This window comes from Nostoc cf. commune SO-36 (assembly GCF_023734775.1).
Lineage (GTDB): Bacteria > Cyanobacteriota > Cyanobacteriia > Cyanobacteriales > Nostocaceae > Nostoc > Nostoc commune_A.
In genome coordinates this window covers 5,817,569-5,843,114 of record NZ_AP025732.1, presented here as the reverse complement: position 1 = coordinate 5,843,114, position 25,546 = coordinate 5,817,569, and the positions used below count along the sequence as shown (strand labels likewise).

Annotated in this window: 25 protein-coding genes, 2 tRNA genes and 1 pseudogene; 18 read left to right on the top strand and 10 right to left on the bottom strand. The window is 38.5% G+C overall.

Translation table 11 applies throughout. The annotated features are described in order from the left end of the window. The first annotated feature begins 258 nt into the window (after window positions 1–258). The 8 genes and pseudogenes from ANSO36C_RS26650 to ANSO36C_RS26615 all read left to right on the top strand — a co-directional run bounded on the left by ANSO36C_RS26650 (window position 259) and on the right by ANSO36C_RS26615 (window position 8,610). Window positions 259–1,212: a metal ABC transporter substrate-binding protein gene (locus tag ANSO36C_RS26650; RefSeq protein WP_410174729.1), complete on the top strand. Its 954-nt coding sequence runs from the start codon at window positions 259–261 to the stop codon at window positions 1,210–1,212. A gap of 79 nt (window positions 1,213–1,291) precedes the next feature. Beyond that, window positions 1,292–2,071: pseudogene (locus tag ANSO36C_RS26645) on the top strand (metal ABC transporter ATP-binding protein). Window positions 2,072–2,082: 11 nt separating this feature from the next. Continuing rightward, on the top strand, window positions 2,083–2,952 hold the full coding sequence (locus ANSO36C_RS26640) for a metal ABC transporter permease (RefSeq protein WP_251960445.1): 870 nt from the start codon (window positions 2,083–2,085) through the stop codon (window positions 2,950–2,952). A gap of 76 nt (window positions 2,953–3,028) precedes the next feature. Beyond that, window positions 3,029–3,101, top strand: a tRNA-Phe gene (locus ANSO36C_RS26635). 166 nt (window positions 3,102–3,267) lie between these two features. Beyond that, window positions 3,268–4,401: a site-specific integrase gene (locus ANSO36C_RS26630; RefSeq protein WP_251957148.1), complete on the top strand. Its 1,134-nt coding sequence runs from the start codon at window positions 3,268–3,270 to the stop codon at window positions 4,399–4,401. A gap of 1,008 nt (window positions 4,402–5,409) precedes the next feature. Continuing rightward, window positions 5,410–6,564, top strand: a complete 1,155-nt coding sequence (locus tag ANSO36C_RS26625) for a virulence-associated E family protein (protein WP_251957146.1) — start codon at window positions 5,410–5,412, stop codon at window positions 6,562–6,564. Window positions 6,565–6,949: 385 nt separating this feature from the next. Next, window positions 6,950–7,831 carry a competence protein CoiA family protein gene (locus tag ANSO36C_RS26620; protein WP_251957145.1) on the top strand — a complete coding sequence of 294 codons (882 nt, stop codon included), beginning with the start codon at window positions 6,950–6,952 and terminating at the stop codon, window positions 7,829–7,831. 68 nt (window positions 7,832–7,899) lie between these two features. After that, window positions 7,900–8,610, top strand: coding sequence for a hypothetical protein (locus tag ANSO36C_RS26615; protein WP_251957143.1), 711 nt, complete (start codon window positions 7,900–7,902; stop codon window positions 8,608–8,610). A 632-nt stretch (window positions 8,611–9,242) separates the two neighbouring features. Here ANSO36C_RS26615 and ANSO36C_RS26610 read toward each other — a convergent pair. Next, window positions 9,243–9,635 (bottom strand): hypothetical protein, encoded by a 393-nt coding sequence (locus tag ANSO36C_RS26610; RefSeq protein WP_251957142.1) that lies wholly within the window; start codon window positions 9,633–9,635, stop codon window positions 9,243–9,245. Between the two features lie 598 nt (window positions 9,636–10,233). Here ANSO36C_RS26610 and ANSO36C_RS26605 point away from each other — a divergent pair. The 4 genes from ANSO36C_RS26605 (at window position 10,234) to ANSO36C_RS26590 (ending at window position 12,087) form a co-directional block, all read left to right on the top strand. After that, complete coding sequence (locus ANSO36C_RS26605; protein WP_251957140.1) at window positions 10,234–10,443, top strand: hypothetical protein; 210 nt, start codon at window positions 10,234–10,236, stop codon at window positions 10,441–10,443. A gap of 56 nt (window positions 10,444–10,499) precedes the next feature. Then, window positions 10,500–10,570: transfer RNA gene (locus tag ANSO36C_RS26600), tRNA-Phe, on the top strand. Window positions 10,571–10,738: 168 nt separating this feature from the next. Then, window positions 10,739–11,428: a Uma2 family endonuclease gene (locus ANSO36C_RS26595; RefSeq protein ID WP_251957138.1), complete on the top strand. Its 690-nt coding sequence runs from the start codon at window positions 10,739–10,741 to the stop codon at window positions 11,426–11,428. A gap of 272 nt (window positions 11,429–11,700) precedes the next feature. Further along, window positions 11,701–12,087 (top strand): hypothetical protein, encoded by a 387-nt coding sequence (locus ANSO36C_RS26590; RefSeq protein ID WP_251957136.1) that lies wholly within the window; start codon window positions 11,701–11,703, stop codon window positions 12,085–12,087. A 76-nt stretch (window positions 12,088–12,163) separates the two neighbouring features. On the opposite strand, the gene ANSO36C_RS26585 is transcribed toward ANSO36C_RS26590, so the two are convergent. The 4 genes from ANSO36C_RS26585 to ANSO36C_RS26570 form a co-directional block, all read right to left on the bottom strand. Then, the gene (locus ANSO36C_RS26585; protein WP_251957135.1) at window positions 12,164–13,444 is read right to left on the bottom strand and encodes a glycosyltransferase family protein; all 1,281 of its coding nucleotides are present in this window, start codon (window positions 13,442–13,444) and stop codon (window positions 12,164–12,166) included. Window positions 13,445–13,461: 17 nt separating this feature from the next. Beyond that, window positions 13,462–14,118, bottom strand: a complete 657-nt coding sequence (locus ANSO36C_RS26580) for a TetR/AcrR family transcriptional regulator (RefSeq protein ID WP_251957133.1) — start codon at window positions 14,116–14,118, stop codon at window positions 13,462–13,464. Window positions 14,119–14,247: 129 nt separating this feature from the next. Continuing rightward, window positions 14,248–14,742, bottom strand: a complete 495-nt coding sequence (locus tag ANSO36C_RS26575; RefSeq protein WP_251957131.1) for a GNAT family N-acetyltransferase — start codon at window positions 14,740–14,742, stop codon at window positions 14,248–14,250. A 467-nt stretch (window positions 14,743–15,209) separates the two neighbouring features. Then, window positions 15,210–15,533, bottom strand: coding sequence for a slr1957 family protein (locus ANSO36C_RS26570; RefSeq protein ID WP_251957129.1), 324 nt, complete (start codon window positions 15,531–15,533; stop codon window positions 15,210–15,212). Window positions 15,534–16,476: 943 nt separating this feature from the next. Here ANSO36C_RS26570 and ANSO36C_RS26565 point away from each other — a divergent pair. Further along, the gene (locus tag ANSO36C_RS26565; protein WP_251957127.1) at window positions 16,477–16,980 is read left to right on the top strand and encodes a GNAT family N-acetyltransferase; all 504 of its coding nucleotides are present in this window, start codon (window positions 16,477–16,479) and stop codon (window positions 16,978–16,980) included. On the opposite strand, the gene ANSO36C_RS26560 is transcribed toward ANSO36C_RS26565, so the two are convergent. Beyond that, a complete protein-coding gene (locus ANSO36C_RS26560) occupies window positions 16,939–17,151 on the bottom strand; it encodes a hypothetical protein (protein ID WP_251957125.1) in 213 nt (70 codons plus the stop codon). The two genes, ANSO36C_RS26565 and ANSO36C_RS26560, sit on opposite strands and share 42 nt — an antisense overlap. A 176-nt stretch (window positions 17,152–17,327) precedes the next feature. Here ANSO36C_RS26560 and ANSO36C_RS26555 point away from each other — a divergent pair, with 176 nt between their 5' ends. Both ANSO36C_RS26555 and ANSO36C_RS26550 read left to right on the top strand, forming a co-directional pair. Further along, window positions 17,328–18,422 (top strand): DUF4350 domain-containing protein, encoded by a 1,095-nt coding sequence (locus ANSO36C_RS26555; RefSeq protein ID WP_251957124.1) that lies wholly within the window; start codon window positions 17,328–17,330, stop codon window positions 18,420–18,422. A gap of 57 nt (window positions 18,423–18,479) precedes the next feature. After that, a complete protein-coding gene (locus tag ANSO36C_RS26550) occupies window positions 18,480–19,430 on the top strand; it encodes an AAA family ATPase (RefSeq protein WP_251957123.1) in 951 nt (316 codons plus the stop codon). A gap of 348 nt (window positions 19,431–19,778) precedes the next feature. On the opposite strand, the gene ANSO36C_RS26545 is transcribed toward ANSO36C_RS26550, so the two are convergent. Then, complete coding sequence (locus ANSO36C_RS26545; RefSeq protein ID WP_251957122.1) at window positions 19,779–20,324, bottom strand: hypothetical protein; 546 nt, start codon at window positions 20,322–20,324, stop codon at window positions 19,779–19,781. A 134-nt stretch (window positions 20,325–20,458) separates the two neighbouring features. On the opposite strand from ANSO36C_RS26545, the gene ANSO36C_RS26540 reads away from it, so the two are divergent. The 3 genes from ANSO36C_RS26540 to truB all read left to right on the top strand — a co-directional run bounded on the left by ANSO36C_RS26540 (window position 20,459) and on the right by truB (window position 23,083). Beyond that, window positions 20,459–20,740, top strand: a complete 282-nt coding sequence (locus ANSO36C_RS26540) for a hypothetical protein (RefSeq protein WP_251957121.1) — start codon at window positions 20,459–20,461, stop codon at window positions 20,738–20,740. Window positions 20,741–20,763: 23 nt separating this feature from the next. Further along, window positions 20,764–22,089, top strand: coding sequence for a DUF58 domain-containing protein (locus tag ANSO36C_RS26535; protein WP_251957120.1), 1,326 nt, complete (start codon window positions 20,764–20,766; stop codon window positions 22,087–22,089). 109 nt (window positions 22,090–22,198) lie between these two features. Further along, a complete protein-coding gene (gene truB, locus ANSO36C_RS26530) occupies window positions 22,199–23,083 on the top strand; it encodes a tRNA pseudouridine(55) synthase TruB (protein ID WP_251957119.1) in 885 nt (294 codons plus the stop codon). A 127-nt stretch (window positions 23,084–23,210) separates the two neighbouring features. Here truB and ANSO36C_RS26525 read toward each other — a convergent pair whose 3' ends face one another. From ANSO36C_RS26525 to ANSO36C_RS26515, 3 genes are all read right to left on the bottom strand, one after another. Continuing rightward, complete coding sequence (locus tag ANSO36C_RS26525) at window positions 23,211–23,348, bottom strand: hypothetical protein (RefSeq protein WP_251957118.1); 138 nt, start codon at window positions 23,346–23,348, stop codon at window positions 23,211–23,213. A gap of 265 nt (window positions 23,349–23,613) precedes the next feature. Next, window positions 23,614–24,393 carry a hypothetical protein gene (locus ANSO36C_RS26520; RefSeq protein ID WP_251957117.1) on the bottom strand — a complete coding sequence of 260 codons (780 nt, stop codon included), beginning with the start codon at window positions 24,391–24,393 and terminating at the stop codon, window positions 23,614–23,616. Between the two features lie 176 nt (window positions 24,394–24,569). Further along, window positions 24,570–25,406 (bottom strand): CheR family methyltransferase, encoded by an 837-nt coding sequence (locus ANSO36C_RS26515; protein WP_251960444.1) that lies wholly within the window; start codon window positions 25,404–25,406, stop codon window positions 24,570–24,572. Window positions 25,407–25,546 lie beyond the last annotated feature (140 nt).

Below are 25,546 nucleotides of genomic sequence, written 5' to 3'. Positions count from 1 at the left end.
AAACTAAATTGCAGAGGGCTGTACCACCTGAAAAAGTTTTCTTGTTACTCATTACACAAGAAACCGAGAATGATATTACTTGAATGAGAATGAGAATTATTATAGTATAAAATCTAGAATAGCCTTAATTGTCAATAGGAATTCTGGTAAAGGCAGAGTAAGCATACGTTTTGAAGAGAAAACATAGTGATTATGAATTTCAGAAAGCTTAGAACAGGCAGGCAAAAAAACGGCATTTTGCCCATGATTGCTGTGCTAATGTTGTCGATGGCTACTGGGTGTACCCAATCGAACCCAAATCAGGGAAAGACTTCCGAAGAGTCGCCGCAAGTGCAGGAAGCTGCCTCTACCCCATCAGCGCAGTTGGCAAAAACTAAAGTAGTAACAACATTTTTGCCAATATATTTGTTTACCAAGGCAGTAGCTGGGAATGTAGCAGATGTAGAAATTCTAGTGCCACCTGGTACGGAGGTACATGAATACCAAGCGACACCAGAAAATGTTAGAGCGATCGCTACTGCAAATGTGTTAGTAAAAAATGGTCTAGGTTTGGAGGAATTTCTAGAAGGTACTGTCAAAAATGCCCAAAATAGCAAATTAGCCGAAATTGATGCCAGTAAAGGTATTAAACCCTTAAATGAAATTTCACCTGTTGTGAAAACCGCGAAAGAGGAAAAAGGCCACAGTCACGACCATGCCCACGCCCAAGGTAATCCTCACGTTTGGTTAGATCCAGTTTTGGCAAAACAACAAGTAATAAATATTCGGGATGGATTAATTGCAGCCGACCCCGCGAACAAAGCTACTTATGAAGTAAACGCTACGACTTATATTAAAGAATTAGAAAGTTTAGACAGGGAATTTCAGCAGACTTTGCAGAAAAATCCCAGTTGCACCTTTATTACCTTTCATGATGCTTTTCCATATTTAGCTAAACGCTATAACCTCAAGCAAGTAGCTGTGGTAGAAATTCCCGAAGACCAGCTTTCACCAACGGATGTACAAAATGCAATCAATGCCGTGAAACAGTACAAAGTTAAAGCTTTGTTCAGCGAACCAGGAGTAGATAATAAACTACTAACCAGCCTCTCCAAAGACTTAAAATTAAATTTGCGTACTCTAGATTCTCTGGAAAATGGCGAAACAGATTCGCAGTATTATTTTACGGCGATGAAAGCCAATTTGCAAACTCTAGAAACGACGTGTAAATAGATTTGTCATTTGTCAGTTGTCTTTTGTCCTTTGCAAATGATCAATGACTAATGACTAATCACCAAATGAATAATGACTAATGGATAATGACATTGCTATTTTAAAAGTAGAAGGATTAACTGTTTATCAAGACAGCTATTTAGCTGTTCGAGACGTTTCCTTTGAATTGTTGCCAGGAACAGATACAGCTATTGTTGGCCCTAATGGTGCTGGCAAAAGTACCCTGGTAAAAGCGGTTTTAGATTTGATACCTCGAAGTGCTGGTACGATTGAAATATTGGGTCGTCCAATTGCCAGACTGGGGAATTTACGCCACACGTTGGGCTACATGCCACAAAATTTTATTTTTGACCGCAGCTTTCCCATTTCTGTCAGCGAATTGGTGGGACTGGGATGGACTAAAGAAGGTAAAAAAAAGGATTTATTTTTTTCCCAACTGTGGAGACAAGATCGCGAAAAATCGGCAGCACGATAAACAGAAGCTTTACGGCGAACTGATGCTTATCATTTACAGCATCAAGCTATTGGTACTCTTAGTGGCGGTCAACTCAAGCGGGTTTTATTAGCTTATTGTTTGGTAATGCCTCGGAAGCTATTGGTGCTAGATGAAGCCTTTGCTGGTGTTGATGTGCAAGGTGCAGCAGATTTTTATGCTTTGCTAAATGAATTAAAGCGCGAAGAGGGTTGGACAGTATTGCAAGTTTCTCACGATATTGATATGGTAAATCGCCATTGCGATCGCGTGCTTTGCCTGAACCAAAGCATTGTTTGTACTGGTAAGCCAGAAATTGCCCTTTCACCGCAAAACCTGTTAGCAACTTATGGCCCAGGTTTCAGCCGCTACCAGCACCAACATTAATGCCCATAAGTATGAATTTCTTCAATGATTGTCAGATAAATTGGTTAGCGATCGCCAATATTAATGACTTGGTAAGCTTATTAACATTCCCTTATATGCAGCGTGCGATCGCAGGTGCAGCCTTGATGGGAATACTTGGCGGGATGTTGGGCAGTTTTGTCACCTTGCGCCAGTTATCCTTTTTCAGCCACGCGGTTGGTCATGCAGCACTAGTAGGTGTGGCGTTAGGTGTGCTGCTACAGGTAAATCCTACTTGGATGCTATTACCTTTTACGTTAGTTTTTGGGGTTATTGTTCTTTACTTCATCGACAAAACCGACATAGCAAGCGATAGCGTACTTAGCATAGTGCTATCTGGGGCATTAGCGATCGGTTTAATTCTCACGAGCCTAATTAAAGGATATCGCGGCAACTTGATGGCTGTGCTGTTTGGGGATATTTTAGCGATCGATACCACAGATTTGATTTTGACGGTGCTAGTACTTGTGGGAGGTAGCATATTTTTACTATCAACTCTGCGGCAGCAAATTTTATTGACCCTTAACCCGGATGTTGCCCAGGTTCAAGGGGTTCCCGTCCAATTGTACCGCTACGCCTTTGTGGTCTTGCTTTCACTCGCCGTTGCTGTAGCGATAAAAGCTGTCGGCGTTTTGCTGGTGAACGCCTTTTTAGTTATTCCCGCCTCCACCGCCAAACTGATGAGTCACCACTTTAGCCGCTTTTTAGTCATGTCGGTGATAGTTGGTTTCATTAGCAGCATTGCTGGCATCATTGTGTCAGGTATTTTCAACCTTGCTTCTGGCCCAAGTATTGTTCTTGTCCAATTCCTACTATTTGTAGCCGTTTTCATTTGGTTTAAGTTGAGTTTGAAAGCTGCATAAATTATTTTTCTCCAACCCCTTGCTATATTCTTGTATCTTTGCTACATTTATTAATCGTGGCTCACATAAAGCCCCAGCCGGGATAGCTCAGTTGGTAGAGCAGAGGACTGAAAATCCTCGTGTCACCGGTTCAAGTCCGGTTCCTGGCATACAACACAGCAGTAAACCCTTGATATATCAAGGATTCAGGAAAACCACCCTAGTAACGGTAGAAAAACTAGTGGTGGTTTTTGCATTTTTTAACTTGACTTTGACTATGAATTGACTATGATAGTAGTAGAGCAGAGGTTTTCATAGTCAGGCAAGAATATGGTAATGAAGGTAGAACATAAAGCATCTAAAGGTTCAGTCGGTGTCGAATCATTTCAAGAAAGACTCAGACTACGTTTACCACGTCACCTTTACAATGGAAAGCAAAAATATCTAACTCTGGGAATGGCAGATAATCCAGAGAATCGTAAGTTAGCAGAAGCTAAAGCAAAGCAAATTGAATCAGATATTGCATTTGAACGCTTTGACCCCACATTAGCTAAATATAAACCCCAAACTCATTTAACTCTGGTTGCACCCATAACAGAAGATCAGCAACAAACAACATTGATCGAGTTATGGGATAAGTACACAGATTATAAGTCTAAGACTTTGAGTGTAACCACTATTAACAAGGATTATAAGAAAACTAAAAACCACATTGCTAGTTTACCAACGCAGAAGCTTTCAGAACCTGTAATAATCAGGGACTTCTTACTCAAGACATTAACACCTAATGCAACAAAGCGTGTCCTGACTCAATTAAAAGCTTGTTGTGATTGGGCAATAGATTCTGAGTTGATTAGTAGTAACCCCTTTGTGGGGATGTCACAGAAGGTAAAAGTAGCTATACACCATGAAACTATCAACCTATTTAACAAAAGTGAGCAAGAACAAATTATCACGGCTTTTGAGAGAAATATATACTACAGCCACTATACAAACTACGTTAGATTTTTGTTCATGACAGGTTGTAGAACTTCTGAAGCTATAGGTTTAACTTGGGGTCACATCAATAGTAATCTAACTCTAATTACCTTCTGTGAAGCTGTAGTAGAAGGGAATCGTAAAGATACCAAAACTCATAAAAGTCGCAAATTTCCTGTTAATCAATCACTTAAAGAGTTGTTAGTTTCCATTAAACCAAGTAATTCTAATGCAGATACACCAGTCTTTAAAGCACCCAAAGGTGGTTTAATTGATGCTCACAACTTCCTTAATCGAGCTTGGAAAACTGTACTATCTGAGTTAAATATTCCTTACCGTCCTCAGTACCATACACGACATACCTTTATCACAAATTGCTTAGAAGCTGGTGTCAGTGTAGTACAGGTTGCTAAATGGGTAGGTAATTCACCAGAGATAATCATGAAACACTATGCAGGGACAATAAGACAAGTACAAGTACCAGAGTTATAACTGTATTCATCATACTCGCACTACCAGCACTCATAATACATATAGTAGCAAGGGATAGTAAACACACAATACTATCCTTTTTTCTTACCTCATGTAACAGCTAATAGTTATTTCATCTAACGGCACTCTAAACATTAACTAAATTACTATAAACAAGTTACTCTAGGACAACTCAGTTTAACAACTAATTGTATTTACCTTATTTAGAATAATTTAATCAGGAATAGATAAGGAAATGTTTTAAGTAATATTTCATATAACTATCTTAAATACAGTTAGCTTAACTATGAAGAGCTACCTTAACTAATATATCTAACTTTAGTTTAGATAAAGTATTTGGTAATAGATTAATTAAAATAATCTAAATACTTTGAACTAGATTAGTAATAATCCAGATAAATATACGAACTAATTTATCATTTAATTTATTTTATAAATAAGTCATAACAGTAAGAAAAACATGGCTAACTATACTCAGTTATTTACCTTGTTTGCATCAATAACAAATCAAGGAATACAGGTATTTTAATCAATAAGTAAAATCCAAAAAATACTATATAAAATGATAAGCAAATGCAATCATTTAATTTCTAAAAAATAGAGACACACCAACTTTTTGCGTCTACAATATTCGTATGGAAGCCAAAAAAGATCACCTAACGAACCTTGAAAATTGAATAGTACCTAACCACACATTCTTAGGAAGTCTGGTTAAGTCGTGTCCATTCAAATTAATTATTAACCATAACAACAATGCCAAAAATCACAGATAAACCTCTAAGCCATATAGTTAGTACTCGATTAAATAATAAAGATTATGAGCAGTTAGTCAATATAGCAAAACTCCATAAGCTTACAAATACAAGCTTAATAAGGAAGTTAGTTATAGAATGCCTCAAGCAAAACTATGTAATTGATAACTTATGTAATTAAATTAAAAGCACTAGATTCAGCCGCCTAATGCTTTTAATTACTATGACCCATTATTTATATATCTATATTTTAATTATGACTGATTATAATCAAACAAGACAAATCATAGAAGAAAAATTTATCTCTAGATTAAGCTGGCACAAAACCAATCAAGATGTCTATCTAGATGGGGAATTATTTGATATTGCTAAATTCCGCGCTGAAGTTGCAAAAGAACACAATGTAATTTTGGATAATGATAAATACATTCATGAGCTAACCCGTCTTTGCAGTCTTAATAATCCCTTCTCTCCCATAGAAAATTATTTAAATGAATGTTTTTCTAACTATCAAGATACAAACTATAAGAACTTATTCAGATACATTAATGAACAAGTTTTGCATATCGACCCTGATTCAATTGAGGCACTATACTTACCTAAAACTTTAGTAGCAGCAGTCAAAAGAATATATGAACCTGGATGTCAACATGATTCTGTGTTGATACTTAACAGTGAAAAACAAGGATTCTACAAAACCTCTTTCTTTAGAGAATTAGCTAGTACAGATTGGTTTGAAACCATCAATTTCGCTAATTATAATAAAGATGAATTAATGGTATGTCATAGTAAATGGATTCTTGAATTAGGAGAATGTGAAGAGACAATCAAACCTTACACTATGTCTAAGCTTAAAGCATTTATCACTAAACAATCAGATTCATTTAGAAAACCTTATGCTGCAACTAATGTTACGTTACAAAGACAATTTATTCTTGTAGGTACTACTAATAAAGATAAAATTTTACACGATCCTACTGGTAATAGAAGATTTTGGATTATTGAAATTAATCAAAAAATAGATATTGATTGGATTAAGCAAAATAGAGATTTAGTTTGGGCGGCAGCAGTATTAGCATATAAAGATAACTATTCTACTTATTTGAATGAGACTGAACAAGAATTAAGTAATTCTATTAACTCCAGCAAGCATAAAGTTGAAGATATGTGGACAGATATAGTAACTAATTGGGCATTAGATCAAACAACACCTTTTACTCTATCTGATATTCTAACTATGGCTCTCAATAAAGAACCTAAAAGCTGGAAACGTTCAGATGAAAATAGAGTAAGTGAGATACTACAATCATTAGGGTTTGAAAAACCTAAGAATACTACTAGAGTCAACGGTAAAGTGGGTAAATATTATTATCCAATTATCAATAATATCTTAGATAAAGTAGCCAGCTAATAATTCAGTTACACTTAGTTACAGGCTGAGACTCTTATTATATAAGGGTTTCAGCTTTTTTGTAACCATGTAACCATGTAACCAATAATTTATAAACTTTTTCTTCAATATCTGTACTGACTCTTGATTCATCCATATCTACTAAAGAGTTTAATAAAAGTCAGTTACATCAGTTACAGTTACACATTAATTTGAAACCTAGTTATTGCAAGGTTTTCAGCCATTATTATAATTTTAGTGAGTTACATTCTAGTTACATCAGTTACAAGCACAAAAAAGAAATATGTTGACAGACACAAGTATAATAAGTAACTTTACTCAGGCATATCCTAAGTATTAACAGTTATTCTCATAATAATGAGAGTATCACGAGGATCAATTGAATATGAAATTTGCAATCTCGATGTATAAACCAGGTGAAAGAGTTTATCCAGAGCAATGTAACTTTTTTTCTTATAACGATTTAAAGTTACGTTGTCCTGTTTGCGGTGAACCTGTGCGTTTAAAAAAAGGTGGTACTAGAAAACCTCATTTTGCTCACTTTCCAGGTACAGATCCTAAACAAGTAGAAGAATGTGAACTGAGAGCATCAATTTATAGTAATAATACACAAATAAATAGTTTTATTCAAGATAGGGGACAAAGATTAGAGATATTTCAACAGCACTTCATAAGTATGATTTATGTTGGGCAAGAAAAAATTGTTGATGATGTTAAATTTAAGAACTGGATTGATGCAATCAAACGTGATAATAATCAAGCGATTAATAATATTGCCAATGATTGTATAGAATACTTTCTAACTCATCAAAAACAAATGGATGTGTACTGTGTTTTTCTCAAAAATGAACAACCTTTACTTCAACAGCAAATAGCTTTAGAGGCAATAGATTATTTGTGCGTTAAATCTAGTAATAGATTGCTGCAATACATAATATATTATTGTATATACCGATTGAACAAACAAAACTTTACAAAAAATGATATTGATTCAATTTGTCATCGTGCTATCAAAATAATTATGCTTAATCCTTGGATAAGAGCATTAGATAATAGTAAAAGTATTAACTCATTAACTATTAATATTTCTCAATTATTTGAACCTGAAATAGTAAATACCAAGTCTCCATCACCACTACAAATATTCTTGGCAGCTATTCAAGATGGTACTAAGGGTAAATCAAATAAAAACATTAATCCTCAAATATTAATGCTTCTGGTTTATTTAATGTCGAGCGCGATATACTCAAATCACCACTATATTTAAATCATATTTTCCCAGCTATTCAATATGCTAGTAGAGGTGGTGTAAAAAAGGTTATTATCAGTAGCAAAGTGGTAACTGAAATCAATACTGATGAAAATACAGCTATTCAGTTTAGTTTTATGGTTAATGAGTTTATCAAAGTTGACTCACGTATCCAAAATGCTTCAGGCAATTATGTAAAAGCTGAAATCGAAATCTGGCATCCTGCTATAGTCTACTCATTCGGTTATGACTTAATATTAAAAATTGAAACTTATTCCAACTTATTATTCCCTAAAGGTGGACATTTAGAAGAATACACATACATTACAAGACGTGATGAGCTTGCAAGTATATTTCAAGCATTGTTATCAGATGGAAAAGTCGAGTTACTGAAAACGTATAAAGATAGTAAAGGTATAGTACGTATTAACTATGCGTATGATTGTAGTGTGTTGCTACTTTACGAATTATTAGAATACTGCCATATAGGGTTACTTTCTAAATACGAACCAATCGAATTTACAACAGTTCTACAATGTATGATTAATGCTGGTAATAAGGCAGTAAAATTAGGTATTCCTCTTATCAATGGAATGCTATTACATAGCTTATTTACTGCTGCTAAGGAAGAATTAAAAGCATCTAGAAATGAAATGTTATTAAATGATAAACAGAGAGAGATAGATAACGAATTCCAAATTAACAGAAAGGTAAAACTCAATAGAATCAAACGTCAAACTCGTGCTGATAAGTATTCAAGCTACAATATGCGTAAAAGACTGTTTACTAGCTTCTAACCATTGCTTCACCACTAGATGAAGGTCTAGTGGTTTTTTTGTGGGTAGTGTTACAGAAATAAATAAAGAAATAAAAATATGGTAGAGTTTAAATAGATAACTTAATTCAGAAGTAAAAAACAAACTTTTTCTTACTCATTCCTCAATGTTGGCTAATTAGTAAATTAACCTAAAGACAAGCCGTTACCTACATTCAATTAACGTTTAAATTCTACACCATAGAAAATAGATAAACTATTAAAATAACCACCAAAGTTGATTGAATGATGGTTATTTAATTACTCAATCCAGTGTTTACAGTTATGTCCTATGCGATCGCCACTATTATTGTTTCTATATCTACCTATCTTATGATTAAGATGATAAGTTAAATATAATAATTATCGTACATTATCTACAGTAAGAAAAATAGGTTATATATCTATTAATATATGGATTAATCCATATATTATATATGCGATATTAGTTAAGCTAAGTTATAGTTGATTAGGATTAGTGTACTTGCGGCTAAATACGATTAAGTATTTTAAATTTTATTTCTCATGTTATTTCTACCTATCGAATATAAAGTTAATCTGGGAGTTATTCAATAGGAGAAATATTAAATTATAATTAAATATAATTTAATTTAGTTAGTTGAAACGCTCATTTAAATGTATTTGATGTTTGTCTCTATGTTGAGGACAATATACATCTCGTGCTGTCCAGTGTATTGTAGAATATACCTTAAGGATTGCATTACTTTCTCTTTCAGTAATTTTATTTTCCTTGACTTTCTGGGTTAATTCATCATATTTATCAGTCATTAAGCTCAAAGCATTTTTACCTTGATCAAGTTTAATACAGTATTCTTTAGCTTCTTGGATTGATTTATCTTTTCCAAAAATTTGTTGATATACAACTCTTACTGAACTATCTGCATCTTGTAAAAAGAAATTTAATTGATATTCAAACTCATTATCAGGACTATTAGTATTACTTTTAGTATCTTGGATTCTTCCATTTGAGCAAGCAGAGATAGTCAATATTAATAAGGCAACAGATGACCATATCTTCCAGTATCTTCTAATCATTATTTTTCTATTAAATTTTAAACAAATAGTTATTTTTTGTTAAATTATATCAATTTATACCCTGTAACTTTAACTTGTCTGAGTAAATCTACTTAAAATCTTCCTTTCTTCCTTTTTGTATTTGTTTCATCAAAATCAGAATTATTTAAAATAGCTCATATTAAATCGAATTCAATAATTAGTGTTCTATACTTAGGCTGCTAATTGCAACGATGTACACGATGCAAGCTAAGTCAGATAACGATTGGACACAACAGGAAAACACCATAGCTATTGCTAACGATGAAACTGGTGAATGGTTTTTTCTTACGTTTCCATTGTTGAATGATTAGCCTTGATAGCGTTTAAGCTTTAATGCCTAGCTCTACAATTCTCTATAACAAGCGATATAAGACTTAAGCTTGCATTCTACCTGAGACTGAAAATAGAGGCATTATTGGCGAATATGGCGTGAGTGTTTATGTACTCTATAGCTTGATACAGTTGTCAGATAGCTAATCAGATAGTTATTGTTCTATACTTAACCTGCTAGTTGCTACCATAGTAAACTATGTCAGATAATGTTTGGAAAGAACAGGAAACTACTATAGCTATTGCTAACGATGAAACTGGTGAATGGTTTTTTCTTACGTTTCCATCATGGGAGGAAGCTAGACAAGCCGTTAATGCAGCTAGGAGTGAAGGTAAAGCAGCAGTTTTCTATGACGGTGCTACTTTACCCGAACCTCCAGAATTACCTATGCCTCCAGAACCACCATAATATTGACTATGGTTTGACTATGAATATGAATGACTATGAATGAATATCCTTAATTAGCAAGTATTTCAGCAATCAAAACAGAGGACTGAAAATCCTCGTGTCACCGGTTCAAGTCCGGTTCCTGGCATACTTCACACACAAAAACACTTCTGACATATTGCATAAGCAAAAAAGTTGTCTGCAAGTTGTTTTTAGCTGGGGTGGAGAACGCTATTAGAATGCGTTCCTTGCCTACACCCTTAGCAAGTTTAATTTACTTATAATCAAAGAAACCGAAGCCACCCGGGCAACAGTCATGCTGTCAGAAAACCTTAAAGTCGTTGGGCTTCCAAGCACAGAGGAACTAGCCTGCTCGGACGATATACCTGTGGATAATGAGGATCAGAATTTTCTGCCCAACATTCTACTGTTCCTATTAACCTCAATTTGGGCAACGCGCACCGATTGGTTTTTCGGCGTAGACATGGCAATTTACCACACAACAGGGGCGAATGCGAGAGTCCCCATAGTACCAGATGGGTTTCTGAGTTTGGGAGTCGATCGCAAAAAAGGTGGTAAATCGCGTAGAAGTTACGCTGTCTGGGAAGAAAATGAGGTAGTACCGATAGTAACATTGGAGATGGTATCCCATTCTCCAGGAACCGAATACGACGAAAAGTTAGAAATTTATCGGAAACTTGGCGTACTGTACTACATTATTTACAACCCCGAATATTGGCAACGCGATCGACACCAACCATTTGAAATTTACAAATTGGTAGATAAAAATTATCAATTACAAATTGGCGAACCCTATTGGATGCCAGAAGTTGGTTTAGGAATTGGACGACATCAAGGTGTTATTGGTGGGATTGGTCAGGAATTTCTATCTTGGTATGACGAACAAGGAAATCGGTATTTAACAGCAGAAGAAAAAGCAGAAAAGTTTGCACAGCATTTACGTTTTCTTGGTATCGACCCCGATAATTTACCTAGGAATCCGTAAATTAGCTTTTCCTGAAGCTAAGAAGTGGGAGGTTGTCAAGTAGTTGAAATCTTGTTAGCTTTTATGCTTAAAATTGCACAAGAGGTTTATTTAGCATGAACCTATCCCACTAATAAAATTTGTGCTATGAAGCTTAAGCTGATTGAAAACTATAAACGAAAAATCAAGGTTTTCAAGCACATTTTCCGACAAGAAGTAGAGATTTTTAGAATAGTGGGATAGGTTCATCTACCAAGAGCTAAAGTTGACCCTTTGCAGGACTCCCTCAAGCAATGCTGACTGAAATTTTGCCTTTCCGTTTTGAATTAGACACGATCGCGATCGCAGGTGCGAGTTTGTGGTCATTGGCCCTATATCTAGGTTTTGCCAGAATCAATGAATGGGTAATCGAGCAACTCAATCGCTGGTTTAACTTTGCCGAGCGATCGCTTTATACCAGCCAATCCGAATTTGAAAAGACTCGTAAAGCCAGAGAATCCCAAAACGCTTTCTACGCCTCACTGTTCAGCATCGTGCCTTTTTTAGTAGTTGGCGCTTTATTTAACTGGATTCTGAAAATTAGTTTAGGTGAAAGTTGGGGAATTAGTACAGGTATATTAGCCTGTATGGGTGCTGGCATTTATGAACTTGGGCGCAGGGATGGAGAATCTTCGGATTAAAGGAAGTGACGAGAATAAGGTACATGAGGGAGAAATTTTTTACTTCCTCTTCGTCTTTCCTACTCCCCTGCTCCCCCTACTTCCCAATTTCCTCACCAACAATCTGTGCAATCTTCTGGGCTGCACCGCTTTCACCACGAATTTTACGGAGTTTAGCGCGAATATCGTCCAATTTTTCTGGATGGGCTAATAAGTCTATAACCATTTCTCCAATTTCTTGCGGTTGAAGTTTACCCATAAGTTCTGGCACTATCTCTTCCTGTGCCCAGATATTTGGCCATGCTAATAAACCTTTGCGTCTTACAAATCTTAGGAATAACCAATTAATTACCTTCGTAAAGGGCGTACCTACACCTGGTAGATTTGCCAACAATCCAGGTAAACCATCCCAAGCACGCATGGCATCAAGTTGCTGTGTTGGCAGCAAAACAATCATTGGTACTCCTAAAGCACCGAGTTCGGCAGTGTTTGCCCCCACCGTAGTTAAGCAGATGCAGCACCGGGACAATAAGTGATATGCAGGGTTTTCTTGCCACAGTTCCACAGTTAAGCCTGTTGTTGTTTTGAGCAATGCCTTGCTGTTAGAGTTCTCTGGGACAACTAAAGAAGCGCCGCCAAAGCCAAATATTTCAGCAATAGGGTTCTTTTGGGGATCGGCAAAACTAGCTAAAGTTTGTAAATCTAAAGTTGGGGCTAGAGGAATCACAAATTTAGTTTGAGGTCTTTTTGCATGAACGTATTCAGCAATGCCTAAACTTAATGGTACTCCTTGGGCTAATTTTGCCGCTTTTGAACCAGGGAGTAGACCAATCAATTCAGTTTTGAGTGATGGAGTAATAGGCACAGGGGAATTTGAATTTAGGTTCTCCCCTGCTGCTTCTACCATCAAATCACCTACAACGGTAAATTTGTGAGCATATTTCTGAGGAACACGGGACGCAACTTGGGATTTCATGATTCCGAAGCGATCAATCCAGTTATGCCAACGAGCTTCCCATTCGGCGTAAACAACTGTGCGATATCCTAATTTTTTGCCTATAATCACTGGGAAAATTTGATCGCCACCCAGAAAAACAACTACACCGTGACTTCTCCAATCCCAATTCTCAAATGTTTTACCCCAAAGCAAAAATTGCCAAAAATGCTCTGCTGGCTGTACTCTATCTACTTCTGGGTAAGAAAGAGCGATCGCTGCTTCTTTACCACTAGCATTTGAGCAAGGTGATAATACCACAGAAATCCTTACTACAGAAGAGTCATCCCCTAGTTGTTGCCGCAACGCCTTCACTACTGGACGTACCCAGGTTGTTACCTCACCGGGGCCATTTGATAGGATGAGAATATCTAATTGAGTCATTAGTTAATGGTCAGGAGTTAGGGGTCATTAGTCAAGAGGCAAATATTGTTACAGCTACATTGACAACTGAGAGGAGTAGTACTGATACCACGCACAAAAATATTTACACAGGTTTCGATATAGTCCTCACAGCTATAGCTACCTTGATTAAATTTTGCACTGCGGACTAGCATTCCAGATAACAGCATTCCTGTAAACATATCGACTGCTGCAAATGGATCAAGGTCTACTCTGACAGTGCCTTGTCTCTGGCTGGATTGCAGATAAGCTACCAGTTTTTCGCCTAAAGGCTTGGCAGCTTCTTGAATCACTTGTCTGGCTGCCTCTGGATGACGTTTGGCTTCTCCAATGAAAGTACGAATTAAGTCTTCCTGTGCCTCTAGCATACTATTGTAAAGATAGGCATACTGTCTTAAATCAATTTTTAGATCCTGCGTCCACACTTTGGGATGTGCCAGGGCTTCTGTCTGGAGTGCAAAAGCATTTTCGATTACTGCTCCCAAAAGCTGTTCTTTGCTAGCAAAGTGGCGAAATAAAGTCACCTCATTCACACCAGCAACACGAGCTATTTCACGGGTAGTCGCTCCTTGAACACCTAAACTCGCAAATATCTGCGAGGCCGCTTCTATCAAACGTGTACGGGTGAGAGTTGATGAACGGATGCTTTTATTCATTTATGCTGGCAAGTACTTACTTACATCATAGATTATGTAAAAAACTTGCGTTAGCACACCATCCCATAGGGAAGGAAAGCTGTCGCCATCGTAGCAGTCAGCAGTAGGGTAGATGTAGTGGAGATTTTTTTAATTGGAAGTCCCTAATGTTTTACTCATTTTAGTAACTGGAACAACCACCCCATTTCTTAAATAATGAGGTGCTTTTTGAATGGCGGTAAATCCCAGTCGTAAATAAAACCCTTCAGCATAAAGGCTAGCAGTTGTAATTACCTTATCTATACCTTGATTAGTTGCTTCATCGCAAAAATGTTGAACTAAAGCACGGCCAATTCCTTTACCTTGATATTTAGGATGAACATACAGCCCGATCAGTTCATCAACAATAAAACTAGCAAAACCTATAACAAAATCTCCCTTGATGGCAACCCAGAAAGTTTCCACTTTCATACTTTTTAAAATATTTGAACCATCAGGTTTATCGCGGTAATTACGCCAAGCTAAAAGTTCTTTTTCAGTATAAAAAGTTGCAGGTAGAGTTTTGATAGCAGCAATATGAATTGCACTCAGCACCCAGGCATCTGTTTCTTGGGCAGGTCTAAGAGATATTTCGTTAGCACTCATAGATTCAGGGTTGGCATTCAGATTGTACTATCTCATAGATTCAGGGTTGGCATTCAGATTGTACTATTTCGGATTTGCTTTGGATTCTTTGAACACGCCGGCGTTAGTCCGCGATTGAAGCAATTATTTGTGGACTACGTTAACAAACACGCAAAGGTAGTTGTACCTGCTAGCTGATCTTAAGGTGTTAGTGATTTCTAATTGTTATGTCTTTAGGACTTACGCACGAGTTATGGAATAACGTAGACGCTTCTCTACGAGACGCTACGCGTAGCTTCCCGAAGGGTACGGCTTGCCGCAGGCTACCGCAGAGGCACAGAGGGCACGGAGAAATCAGAGTTTGAGAGATATTTTGCGTAAGTCCTAGTCTTAACAGACTAGATGGTTGCTATACAAATCATTAAATTAAAAACTGCTCTTGCTGAGAAGACAAGAGCAGTTTTAATAGCAAAGCCCCAAATAAAAATTTAGACATCTTCAAGTTCAAATTGAGCCACCGTAACGGCGTTCAAAGCGAAAGCTAAAACTAATGGCATTGGCGACTGAAACCAAAAGGTAAAAAGAACAGCTAGGATTGTGCCAACTACTGCGGACATCGACCACAATCGCTCTTCAAAAGTCAGTCCATTTTCGGCTTTAATCAATCTAAGAGCATGAACTGGGATTGGTTCTGGCATTACCCCACCCGGAGGAAAAGCCCAAAAATTGTTACGTCGCTCTACAAACAAATCTGTCCAGCCATTTTCTTGGCACCATGCCTCAATCCATTGAAGTGAGTAATGATTCATCATCGGGGTTCGGAGTTTGGTTTGTGGAAGTTGTTTACTTAGTGAATATAATCTGTTCAAGATTCCTGAAGAACTAAAATAATCGCTATAAATAAAATTAATGTTAATTATCCAAGTATTAAGCTTTGTTAAACACTTGATACGTATTTAATTGCGCTCGAACTTTACTTTCATTAATTTCAACATTAACAGTTTATCAAGGCTATTTTCTTGAAAATACAACAAACTTTACTTGAAAAATCGAACGTCAAGAATTGTAAATAAGTCAGTAAGTATTACTGCTCAATAAAACTCTTTATATCCTGAAATTCAAATATAGAAACGAACAATTGTGAACAAATCAACAAATATCGCCGATAGGGAATCTTGGCTGCAATACACTACTCAAAAGCTCCTTACAGTCGATCATAGACATTAGTTTATCGAGTTAAACTATTATTTTAGAGTTAAAAGTTTTAAGTTTTATCTTTATCAAAAGGGATAAGTTATGCTACGTCCGCTTGAATTCATAAATGACTCCTACTTAATTATTTGCATCAGTCTTGGGTAATAATTTTCCTGATCTAGCAATTTTAAATTCACTACATAGGTTTTTACATTTTCTCCATCTAAGTTGTCGCCTATTTATTTCTCTAGAATGAATACGTAATGAGACGTTAGGAATAAAAACTTAGAATTTCCAACTAAGGAGTTATAAACTTTATCTACTATAAAAAATAAAATAGGCAAGGCTTAGGGGCATTCCTCTATTTATCGCAACCGTGATGTCTTTTGTAGTGGCTAATTGCATACTTGCTAGTAGAGTTAGCCATTATATGTTAAGTGAGGTAAAAATACCCTACCTGGCAAACTATCTGTGACAATTACGATAGAAGCCGTAGAATTGCTACTCTTAACACTGTATTATTTTTGAATATTTTCTGAAGATTTTTCCGAGACGGTAGCAATGACCATTCGCCATGCGACTGAAACTGACTTGCCTGCAATTGTGGCAATTTACAACACTGCAATTCCTAGCCGCATGGCAACCGCTGACTTAGAACCAGTATCTGTGGAAAGTCGCCTTGCTTGGTTCAAAGGGCGATCGCCTTCACAACGACCACTTTGGGTAATCGAAGTAGACGGAATAATTGCTGGATGGCTTAGTTTCCAATCCTTTTATGGACGACCCGCCTATAATAAGACTGCCGAAATTAGTATTTACATAGCCCCTAGCTTTCATCGGTGCGGTTTGGGACGACAACTCTTAGCACAAGCAATTAGTGAAAGTCCTAGTTTGGGTATAAAAAGCCTAGTATGCTTCATTTTTGCCCACAATCAGCCCAGTTTAAAACTCTTTGAAACATTTGGTTTTCAACGCTGGGGACATTTGCCTAAAATTGCCGAACTTGACAGTCTTGAACAAGATTTAGTGATCATGGGACTGCGAATTAGTAAATCTGTTGTTTAAGGCGATCGCTATTTTCTCTTGTAGTAAAGTACGGAGAGCTTCTAACTGGGCTTGGGCTTGTTCAGCTCGTTGTGTTTCTTGCTGTCGTTGTTGATCTAGTTCCAAAAAGGTGAGAAAGCGATCGCCATGAGGACGATAAATTTGCAGTTCTTCCTCAGTTGACGGTGACACAATATACTGGAGGCGACGACTAAGTTATCATCCAGAACTTTCTGGAATAACAATAAAACTGCTTAAGTTACAATCCGGGAAATGTCCTTGGTGTAGCGACTACTTTAAGCATGGAGACAAATGGGAACATTAACACTTGTGATACTGAAACGAAGTAGTTATAGTGAAAGTCAAAAATGAAACGTTCAAATCGCCTTGCTTGGATGGGAGCGATCGCACTCGCTGCGATCGTTTTACTTAGTTTGTTCGTGGCTCCTAATAATACTAAAATTAACACTGGCTCTACTTACAACCGCGCCTCTGATGGTTATGGTGCTTGGTATGCTTTTATGCAACAGCAGGGAATTTCTATCAAGCGCTGGCAAAAGCCTTTTAGTGATATTCAGCCAGAAAATACCTCAGTTACCTTCTTACAAATAAGCGGCGATACAAGGCAGACGACACTGGATAGTCAAGAGCGTGAGTGGGTAGAAAAAGGGAATACTTTAGTAATTTTGGGTGCAGGGGCGCGGGTTACAGAAGTGGAATTTAGCACTATGCAGAAATCTTCCCAAGGTGATATTAAAGTTGATACACGTAGACGATATGAAAAAGCTAACTCCCAGCAAGTTGATTTAGGCGATCGCTTTGGTGCTGTTGTCTGGGAAGAAAGTTATAAACAAGGAAAGGTGATTTTTTCTACCACTCCTTATTTAGCCGCTAACGCTTACCAAGATTATTTAAATAATTTCAAGTATCTAGCTAGTTTGGTTACTGAAAAAGGTAACACCATATTTGTCGATGAATACATCCACGGTTATAAAGATGCCGATGTCAGGGAGAAAGAAAGCGAAGGAGATTTATTTAGTTTTTTTGCTAAAACTCCTATATTTCCAATATTGGTGCAGGTAGGTATTTTGTTATTGGTGCTAATTTGGGCGCAGAATCGCCGCTTTGGTAAGCCAGTAGCTTTAGATATACCAGTTGTAGATAACAGCGAGGCATACATCCAAGCGTTAGCGGGAGTGTTGCAGAAAGCTGATACCACCGACTTTGTTGTTGAGATGGTGGGTAAACAAGAACAACTACAACTCCAAAAAGCCTTGGGGTTAGGGCAAGTACTTTTAGAACGTGAAGCCTTGATCAACTTCTGGATACAAAAAACAGGCGCAAGTGCAGCAGAACTAGATACAGTTTTAAAGCTACAATCTCGCAAACAACCCATCAGTGAACAAGACCTGTTAAGCTGGTTGAGAAAATGGCAAAACATTAGATTAATTCGTAATTTGTAATTAATTTTTGCAATTATGCATAATATTTCTGCGTTAGTTATTTATCAATAAAAAAATATGAGCGAAACTCATCCTATCTTAATTCGTCTTGGTCAAGGTTTGAATCAAGTAATTGTTGGACAATCGAGTTTAATACAACAACTTTTAGTAGCACTGCTAGCGGGTGGACACGTAATTTTAGAAGGAGTACCGGGAACTGGTAAAACCCTACTAGTAAAAGTTTTGGCGCAGTTAATTCAAGGAGAGTTTCGCCGGATTCAACTAACACCAGATGTCTTACCTTCAGATATTACTGGTACAAATATTTTTGACTTGAATAGCCGCAATTTCACTTTGAAAAAAGGGCCAATATTTACCGAAGTGCTGTTAGCAGACGAAATCAACCGTACTCCTCCCAAGACACAAGCGGCGCTACTAGAAGCAATGGAAGAGATGCAGGTAACATTGGATGGTGAAAGTTTGCCCTTACCAGATTTATTTTGGGTGATTGCAACGCAAAATCCTCTGGAATTTGAGGGGACTTATCCCTTACCAGAGGCGCAGTTGGACAGATTTTTATTTAAGCTGGTGGTAGATTACCCAGATCAAGCTGCGGAAAAGCAAATGTTACTGAATCGTCAGGCTGGGTTTTCAGCACGGCGCTTGGATATCAGCCGTTTGAAACCAATCGCAACAGTAGCCGACATTTTGCAAGCGCGACAAGCAGTCAAAGAGGTTAAAGTATCAGAAGCGATCGTTGATTATTTGTTGGCGTTGGTGAGAACATCTCGTCAATATCCCGATTTAACTTTGGGTGCATCGCCTCGCGCCGCCGGTGCTTGGTTGCAGACATCTCAAGCATTAGCGTGGTTAGCTGGCAGAGATTTTGTCACGCCAGATGATGTTAAAGCAGTTGCATCGCCTCTGCTACGTCATCGCCTTATTTTGAAACCAGAAGCAATGCTGGATGGTTTACAAATGGATGCGGTAATTGCGTCGGTAATTAACCAAGTACCAGTTCCAAGGTGAAAATCCTTGTAGAGGTGCGAAATTTCGCATCTCTACAAGAAAATTCTTTCTCTCTCTGTGTTCTCTGCGTCTCTGTGGTAGCCTGCGGCAAGCCGTACCCTTCGGGAAGCAAGCTACGCGTAGCGTCTCGTAGAGAAGCATCTACGTTTATTTGGATAATTTATTTCTTGGAAATCCCTTAGGTGTTCCAAAAAATAAATGATCCAAAACCCGTCATTGCGAGCGAAGCGAAGCAATCGCAAGGGCTGGGATTGCTTCGCTTCGCTCGCAATGACAATTGAGCATTTTTTTTCAAACACCTTTTACATTCGTTTTTGCCAGATGTCTATTAGGCACTAAATAGTTAAATTAAGAACAGCCCTCAACATATTTGACTTCTGGCAATTTACCTGCTCTGAACTCAGTCACAAGCTTACCATCAGTCTCGAAGACAACACGATAGTTGCGATCAGCACGATCTTTTGGGATGAAAGTTAGGTAATGTCCGTTTTGGACGTATTTATGAGGTGTGACTTGAATTTGTCCTGGGTAAAGAGATTTGATTTGCGCTTCGGTGTCGCCAATCTTTGCACCTTTGAGGGTAGTAATTTGATTATTTTGTCGCACATCTACTCTAGAAATACGACCTCCTGTCACCATGAAGGAAAGATTTTTGGGTTCGTTTTGTGGCTTAACATAATAGCAATTGTTATTTGGTGAATCACCCACTAGTTGAATACCAGCAGCCTTTTCCGCTTGGCGAACAGTCATGCCAACTTGTACTGCGCCGATGCCGTTGATAAACAGTTTTGACTGATTTGTTAGTTTCGCCTTTGCTATAACTGTACTGACGGTAACAGAAGAAATTGCCAGCGTTGCCGTAACAAAAGTCAAAAACCTAGTTTTGCTATTCATAATGTACAAATTAATAATTATGTGTTATTAAGGCACTAATAAATCTATATAGTTATTGTATCGTTAGCCCAATGCAACTACCGAAATAGCAAATGCGTAGGCGTAGCCAGCCATAGGCATCACCAATGTAACAAATGCGTAGGCGTAAGCCAGCCATAGGCATCGCCAATGTAGTAAATGCGATCGCCGATGTAGTTAATGCAATCGCTAATGTAGTAAATGCGATCGCCAATGTAGTAAATGCGATCGCCAATTTAGCTAATGCGATTGCCAATGTAGCAAATGCGATCGCCGATGTAGTAAATGCGATCGCCAATGTAGCTAATGCAATCGCCAATGTAGCTAATGCAATCGCCAATGTAGCTAATACAACCGCCAATGTAAAATGTAGCAAATGCGATCGCCCTTATACTTAACTCCTAACTCCTCGCTCTAAAAAATGGTTCCTTCCAGACGGATTTATTTATTATTAGTTTTGGGTATAGCACTCGCCCCGCTCCTATCCTTATTGCTCACCATTAGAACAACCATCGTCATCACTGTAATATTTGATGCCATCGTTCTCGGACTAATGGTTGTAGATGGTTTACGGGTGCGGCGTTCTCGTGTGCAAATTATCCGCGAATTACCATCACGATTATCCATTGGGCGGGATAATCCTGTGGTGCTGAAGGTGACATCACGAAATACCAACGCCCAAATTGAAATCAGCGACTATTGCCCAACAGGGTTTGGCGTGTCTGCACCTACACTGAGCGCCATTGTTCCCAGTAACAGCACTGAAGAATTAATGTATACCGTCCACCCGACACAACGGGGAGAGTTTCCTTGGGGAAACATTCAAGTACGACAGTTGGGACTTTGGGGATTAGCTTGGGATGATTGGCAAATTCCCCAAAGTTTACCAGTGAAAGTTTATCCTGATTTAGTGGGATTGCGATCGCTCACAATTCGTCTGACACTGCAATCATCAGGATCAATGCGCCAATCTCGCCAAACTGGTATCGGTACAGAGTTTGCCGAACTACGAAACTATCGCACTGGTGATGATTTGCGGTTTATTGATTGGAAAGCTACCGCCCGTCGGGTTGGCGCTTATGGTAATGCAACGCCACTGGTGAGAGTTCTAGAACCAGAACAGGAACAAACATTACTGATTTTACTTGATCGTGGACGGTTGATGACAGCAAAAGTGCAGGGTTTGCAGCGATTCGACTGGGGTTTGAATGCAACTTTATCCTTAGCATTGGCAGGTTTACATCGAGGCGATCGCGTGGGTGTTGGTGTATTTGACCGTCAGATACATACGTGGATTCCCCCAGAACGCGGTCAACACCATTTGAATCAGCTAATTGATCGCCTGACTCCAATTCAACCAGTATTATTGGAATCTGATTATTTGGGTGCGGTGACAAATGTTGTGCAGCGACAAACTCGGAGAGCGCTTGTAGTAGTAATTACCGATTTAATTGACGTTACTGCCTCTACAGAACTCCTAGCTGCACTCTCCAAACTAGCACCCCGCTATCTCCCGTTTTGCGTAACTCTGCGAGATCCGCAAGTTGATCGTCTCGCAAACACCTTTACAGATGATGTTCCAGGTGCTTATACCCGTGCAGTGGCACTAGATTTATTAATGCAACGACAAGTAGCTTATGCCCAACTGAAACAAAAAGGTGTATTAGTACTAGATGCACCAGCAAATCAAATTGCAGATCAGTTGGTTGAGCGATATTTACAACTCAAAGCGCGAAATCAACTTTAGATTGTAACTGAGACAGTGAGTAGGTAGTGAAACTTCTCTTCTACGAGGAGGGGTTCTCGCTCTCCCGTATTATTTTTGATAATGTTTAGAAGCTGTAAGTATTGATTTTGTGTTATTTCAAGGTTTTCTCAACTTAAACAAACCATTTGGCTGGACTTCCCACGACTGCGTAGCACGGGTGCGAAAATTATTGCGCCTCAAGCGTGTAGGACATGCGGGAACCTTAGATCCAGCAGCTACGGGGGTCTTACCGATCGCACTTGGTAAGGCTACAAGATTATTACAATATCTGCCAGAAAACAAAGCTTACAAGGCTACGATTCGCTTGGGTGTGCGTACCACAACGGATGATTTAGAAGGTGAAATTATTCATTCTCAAGCGTGTCCTGGATTGAGTTTGGCACAGGTGAAAACTGCGCTGGCACAATTTGCAGGTAAGATTGAGCAAATACCACCGAGTTACAGTGCAATTCAAGTGGATGGTAAACGCCTCTATGACTTAGCACGCAAAGGTGAAATAGTGGAAGTTCCAGTACGGACAGTGGAAATTTTTCACACAGAAGTTTTGGACTGGAGAGAAGGGGATTTTCCAGAATTGGATGTGGCGATCGCCTGTGGTTCTGGTACATATATTAGAGCGATCGCTCGTGACTTAGGTGCAATTTTAGAAACTGGTGGCACTCTTGCGGCTTTGATTCGCACCCAAAGTAGTGGCTTCAATTTAACAGATAGTCTCACTTTGAGCGACTTAGAAACTAAACTCGAAGGCGGGACATTTCAACCTACTATCTCTGATATCGCCTTACAACATTTGTCATCTGTGACTTTACCAGCAACATCTGCTCAAAAATGGTGTCAAGGTCAGCGAGTTTCTCTCAATTGTGATATTGCTGGGATAGTGCGAGTTTATGAAGAAGAGACTCGCTTTTTGGGTATTGGACAATTACAAGATGAAGTGTTAGTTCCTCAAATGGTTTTTGAACCGATTTCTTAGGGTAAAGGGTAAAGAAATGGAATTTTCCCTTTCCCTTTAACCTTTCCTCGGGGTTAAATCCGGGAAGCATCCCAAATGTGCAAAAACCTTGATAGCCCTCATCCCCTAACCCCTTCTCCCAAAGATGCTACGGTGTACACACAAGTCGTGAAATTCCACCTGACACTTGGTTTCGTCCTCTAGCAGTAGGATTGTGCGATCGCTCTGAAAGTCTGTCATGGCGAACGCGAGTGCGTCTCGTAGACAAGCAATCGCAAAAACTCACGGGATTATGTGATTACTTCTCTACGAGACGCTGACGCGAACGCTCCGTTATCACTGCGCTCGTAATGACAATTTAAGGGGACTATAACGCCTGAAACCCTTTCAGATAGTACTTGTGTGTACACCGTAGCCCAAAGATGGGAGAAGGGGAACTAGAATTATGTCTCCCCTCTCCCAAAAATGGGAGAGGGGCTGGGGGTGAGGGAAAAGATTTAAGCTTGCATTGGGATGTTCCCTAAATCCCCGTTACAAAACGCCACCGATACTCACACCAAATAACTCGTATTAGGTACGATCGCAAAGAAAGCATACTCATACCAAGCAGTCCATAAGAAACTGCGAATCCATCGCTGACGCTTTTCGGGACTCAATTCATATTCAAACGCCCCACGAGATACATCAATGGAAGATAGATGAGAGTTGCAACCACAGCCGTGCTGATAAGTAAAACCGTATTTGGAAGCAATACTTTGTACCTTCATTTGAATAGCAAACACCTTACCTGCATGGAGTATGGCATCCCAAGAACGCTTATGTTCGATATCGCGCTGATCGAATCGCAAGGCGCGTTCTTCAAAAACATGATCGCGGTAAATTGGTGCTAGATGCACATGATAGAAACTTGCTGGTAGTTCATAACCAAACTCATCGAACAAATCTATGCCAATACGGGCTACTTTTACTTCGTTAGCATACTCTGTCCCTTTTGACTCCAAATCACGGAGAATTTCTGCAAAGTTCGGATAGCTGTGTTTGAGAAAGTCTTGCCCAAAAAACTCTAGGGTTTCCCATGCCAGTTGTGTAAATAGCTGGGAGAATGATGGTATCAAGTGGGCTAGTTGGGGGCGATCGCTAAATAAGTCAACATCACCGTGTTCTAATTTGTATAAGAACAACTGTGCCATCTCAACATAGTTTTGGGGATGGGAAAGTCCGACACTCGTGGTTCCTCTAGCAATATCTTGCCATGTAGAAGGTAATTGAGAAACATGAACCGCATTTTCTCCAGCAATGACTGCAACAGGAGGACATTCGAGAAGTTGCATCGACAATCTCCTTTAAGACTTTAATGTGTAATTTACCTTAAGCAATCACTGTATCTGTCTTCTCAACACAATTAAAAATGTTTGACAGACTGTCTTTTGACAATGAGCGCAATTTTAAGAATAAAATTTGAGCTATCAGGCATTATGAGGATGTTTGAAAATATTTGGCTGTGATTTTAACCACCTGAAATTTTCTTATATATTTTCTCACCTTTGACTATCTCCTCATAATACGGCTCATAAGGGGTAAACCTGATAGATTCTTGTCGTCCTAAACCCAAGATACCAAAGTTACAGAGGCTATTATAGAACAGTTCGTGTACCCGCTTTTGAAGTATCTGATTAAAATATATAAGGACGTTACGACAAAGGATGACATTAAACTCATTAAAAGAGCTATCAGTGGCTAAATTATGCTGGGCAAAAACAATATTTTCTCTTAGGGATGCTCGAAAGATCGCATGATCGTAAGCTGCTGTATAATATTCTGAGAAAGACTTTTTACCGCCAGCTTTTAAATAAAGCTGAGTATATTCCTGCATCAGTTTCAAAGAGAAAATTCCACTTTTAGCATTTTGTAATACCTTCTCATTTGTATCAGTGGCATATATACGGCAACGATGGTAAAGTCCTTCTTCTTGCAATAAAATTGCCATTGAATAAACTTCTTCACCAGTCGAGCATCCCGCGTGCCAAATGCGAATAAATGGATAGGTTTGCAAAATGGGAATAACTTGATTTCTGAAGTTATTATAAAAGCTGGGATCACGAAACATTGATGTTACATTCACTGTCAGAGCAAGCAAAAACCGTTCCAAATAAGCACGGTTGTGAAGTAACCGCTCTTGCAATGCCGAAACATTTGTTAACCCCTCTAATTGCATGAAGCTTTGAATGCGGCGCTTGAGGGAGGAAAGAGCATAATTGCGAAAGTCATAACCATAGTACTGATACACACCTTCCAACAGCAGATTTATTTCTATATCCTCCAGGGTGGGCTTGGGTAATGTCATAGCACGAATTAGCATATATTATGTTGAGCCAGTGAGCTAAATGCGCTGGCAATACAACGAGTTAAACTACTTGGAATTAGCCAAACAAATATTTCCCAAAACAGATGATGGAGAAAAAATGATTTAGATTATAGACAGAA

Excerpts from the sequence above, each read along its gene's own strand:
- ANSO36C_RS26545 (WP_251957122.1), bottom strand. The coding sequence starts at position 20,324 with ATGAATAGCAAAACTAGGTTTTTGACTTTTGTTACGGCAACGCTGGCA.
- ANSO36C_RS26590 (WP_251957136.1), top strand. The coding sequence starts at position 11,701 with ATGCTGACTGAAATTTTGCCTTTCCGTTTTGAATTAGACACGATCGCG.
- ANSO36C_RS26595 (WP_251957138.1), top strand. The coding sequence starts at position 10,739 with ATGCTGTCAGAAAACCTTAAAGTCGTTGGGCTTCCAAGCACAGAGGAA.
- ANSO36C_RS26640 (WP_251960445.1), top strand. The coding sequence starts at position 2,083 with ATGAATTTCTTCAATGATTGTCAGATAAATTGGTTAGCGATCGCCAAT.
- ANSO36C_RS26585 (WP_251957135.1), bottom strand. The coding sequence starts at position 13,444 with ATGACTCAATTAGATATTCTCATCCTATCAAATGGCCCCGGTGAGGTA.
- ANSO36C_RS26630 (WP_251957148.1), top strand. The coding sequence starts at position 3,268 with ATGAAGGTAGAACATAAAGCATCTAAAGGTTCAGTCGGTGTCGAATCA.
- ANSO36C_RS26540 (WP_251957121.1), top strand. The coding sequence starts at position 20,459 with ATGCGTAGGCGTAAGCCAGCCATAGGCATCGCCAATGTAGTAAATGCG.
- ANSO36C_RS26620 (WP_251957145.1), top strand. The coding sequence starts at position 6,950 with ATGAAATTTGCAATCTCGATGTATAAACCAGGTGAAAGAGTTTATCCA.
- ANSO36C_RS26515 (WP_251960444.1), bottom strand. The coding sequence starts at position 25,406 with ATGACATTACCCAAGCCCACCCTGGAGGATATAGAAATAAATCTGCTG.
- ANSO36C_RS26555 (WP_251957124.1), top strand. The coding sequence starts at position 17,328 with ATGAAACGTTCAAATCGCCTTGCTTGGATGGGAGCGATCGCACTCGCT.
- ANSO36C_RS26580 (WP_251957133.1), bottom strand. The coding sequence starts at position 14,118 with ATGAATAAAAGCATCCGTTCATCAACTCTCACCCGTACACGTTTGATA.
- ANSO36C_RS26625 (WP_251957146.1), top strand. The coding sequence starts at position 5,410 with ATGACTGATTATAATCAAACAAGACAAATCATAGAAGAAAAATTTATC.
- ANSO36C_RS26520 (WP_251957117.1), bottom strand. The coding sequence starts at position 24,393 with ATGCAACTTCTCGAATGTCCTCCTGTTGCAGTCATTGCTGGAGAAAAT.
- ANSO36C_RS26550 (WP_251957123.1), top strand. The coding sequence starts at position 18,480 with ATGAGCGAAACTCATCCTATCTTAATTCGTCTTGGTCAAGGTTTGAAT.
- ANSO36C_RS26535 (WP_251957120.1), top strand. The coding sequence starts at position 20,764 with ATGGTTCCTTCCAGACGGATTTATTTATTATTAGTTTTGGGTATAGCA.
- ANSO36C_RS26575 (WP_251957131.1), bottom strand. The coding sequence starts at position 14,742 with ATGAGTGCTAACGAAATATCTCTTAGACCTGCCCAAGAAACAGATGCC.
- ANSO36C_RS26570 (WP_251957129.1), bottom strand. The coding sequence starts at position 15,533 with ATGATGAATCATTACTCACTTCAATGGATTGAGGCATGGTGCCAAGAA.
- ANSO36C_RS26565 (WP_251957127.1), top strand. The coding sequence starts at position 16,477 with ATGACCATTCGCCATGCGACTGAAACTGACTTGCCTGCAATTGTGGCA.
- ANSO36C_RS26650 (WP_410174729.1), top strand. The coding sequence starts at position 259 with ATGTTGTCGATGGCTACTGGGTGTACCCAATCGAACCCAAATCAGGGA.
- ANSO36C_RS26605 (WP_251957140.1), top strand. The coding sequence starts at position 10,234 with ATGTCAGATAATGTTTGGAAAGAACAGGAAACTACTATAGCTATTGCT.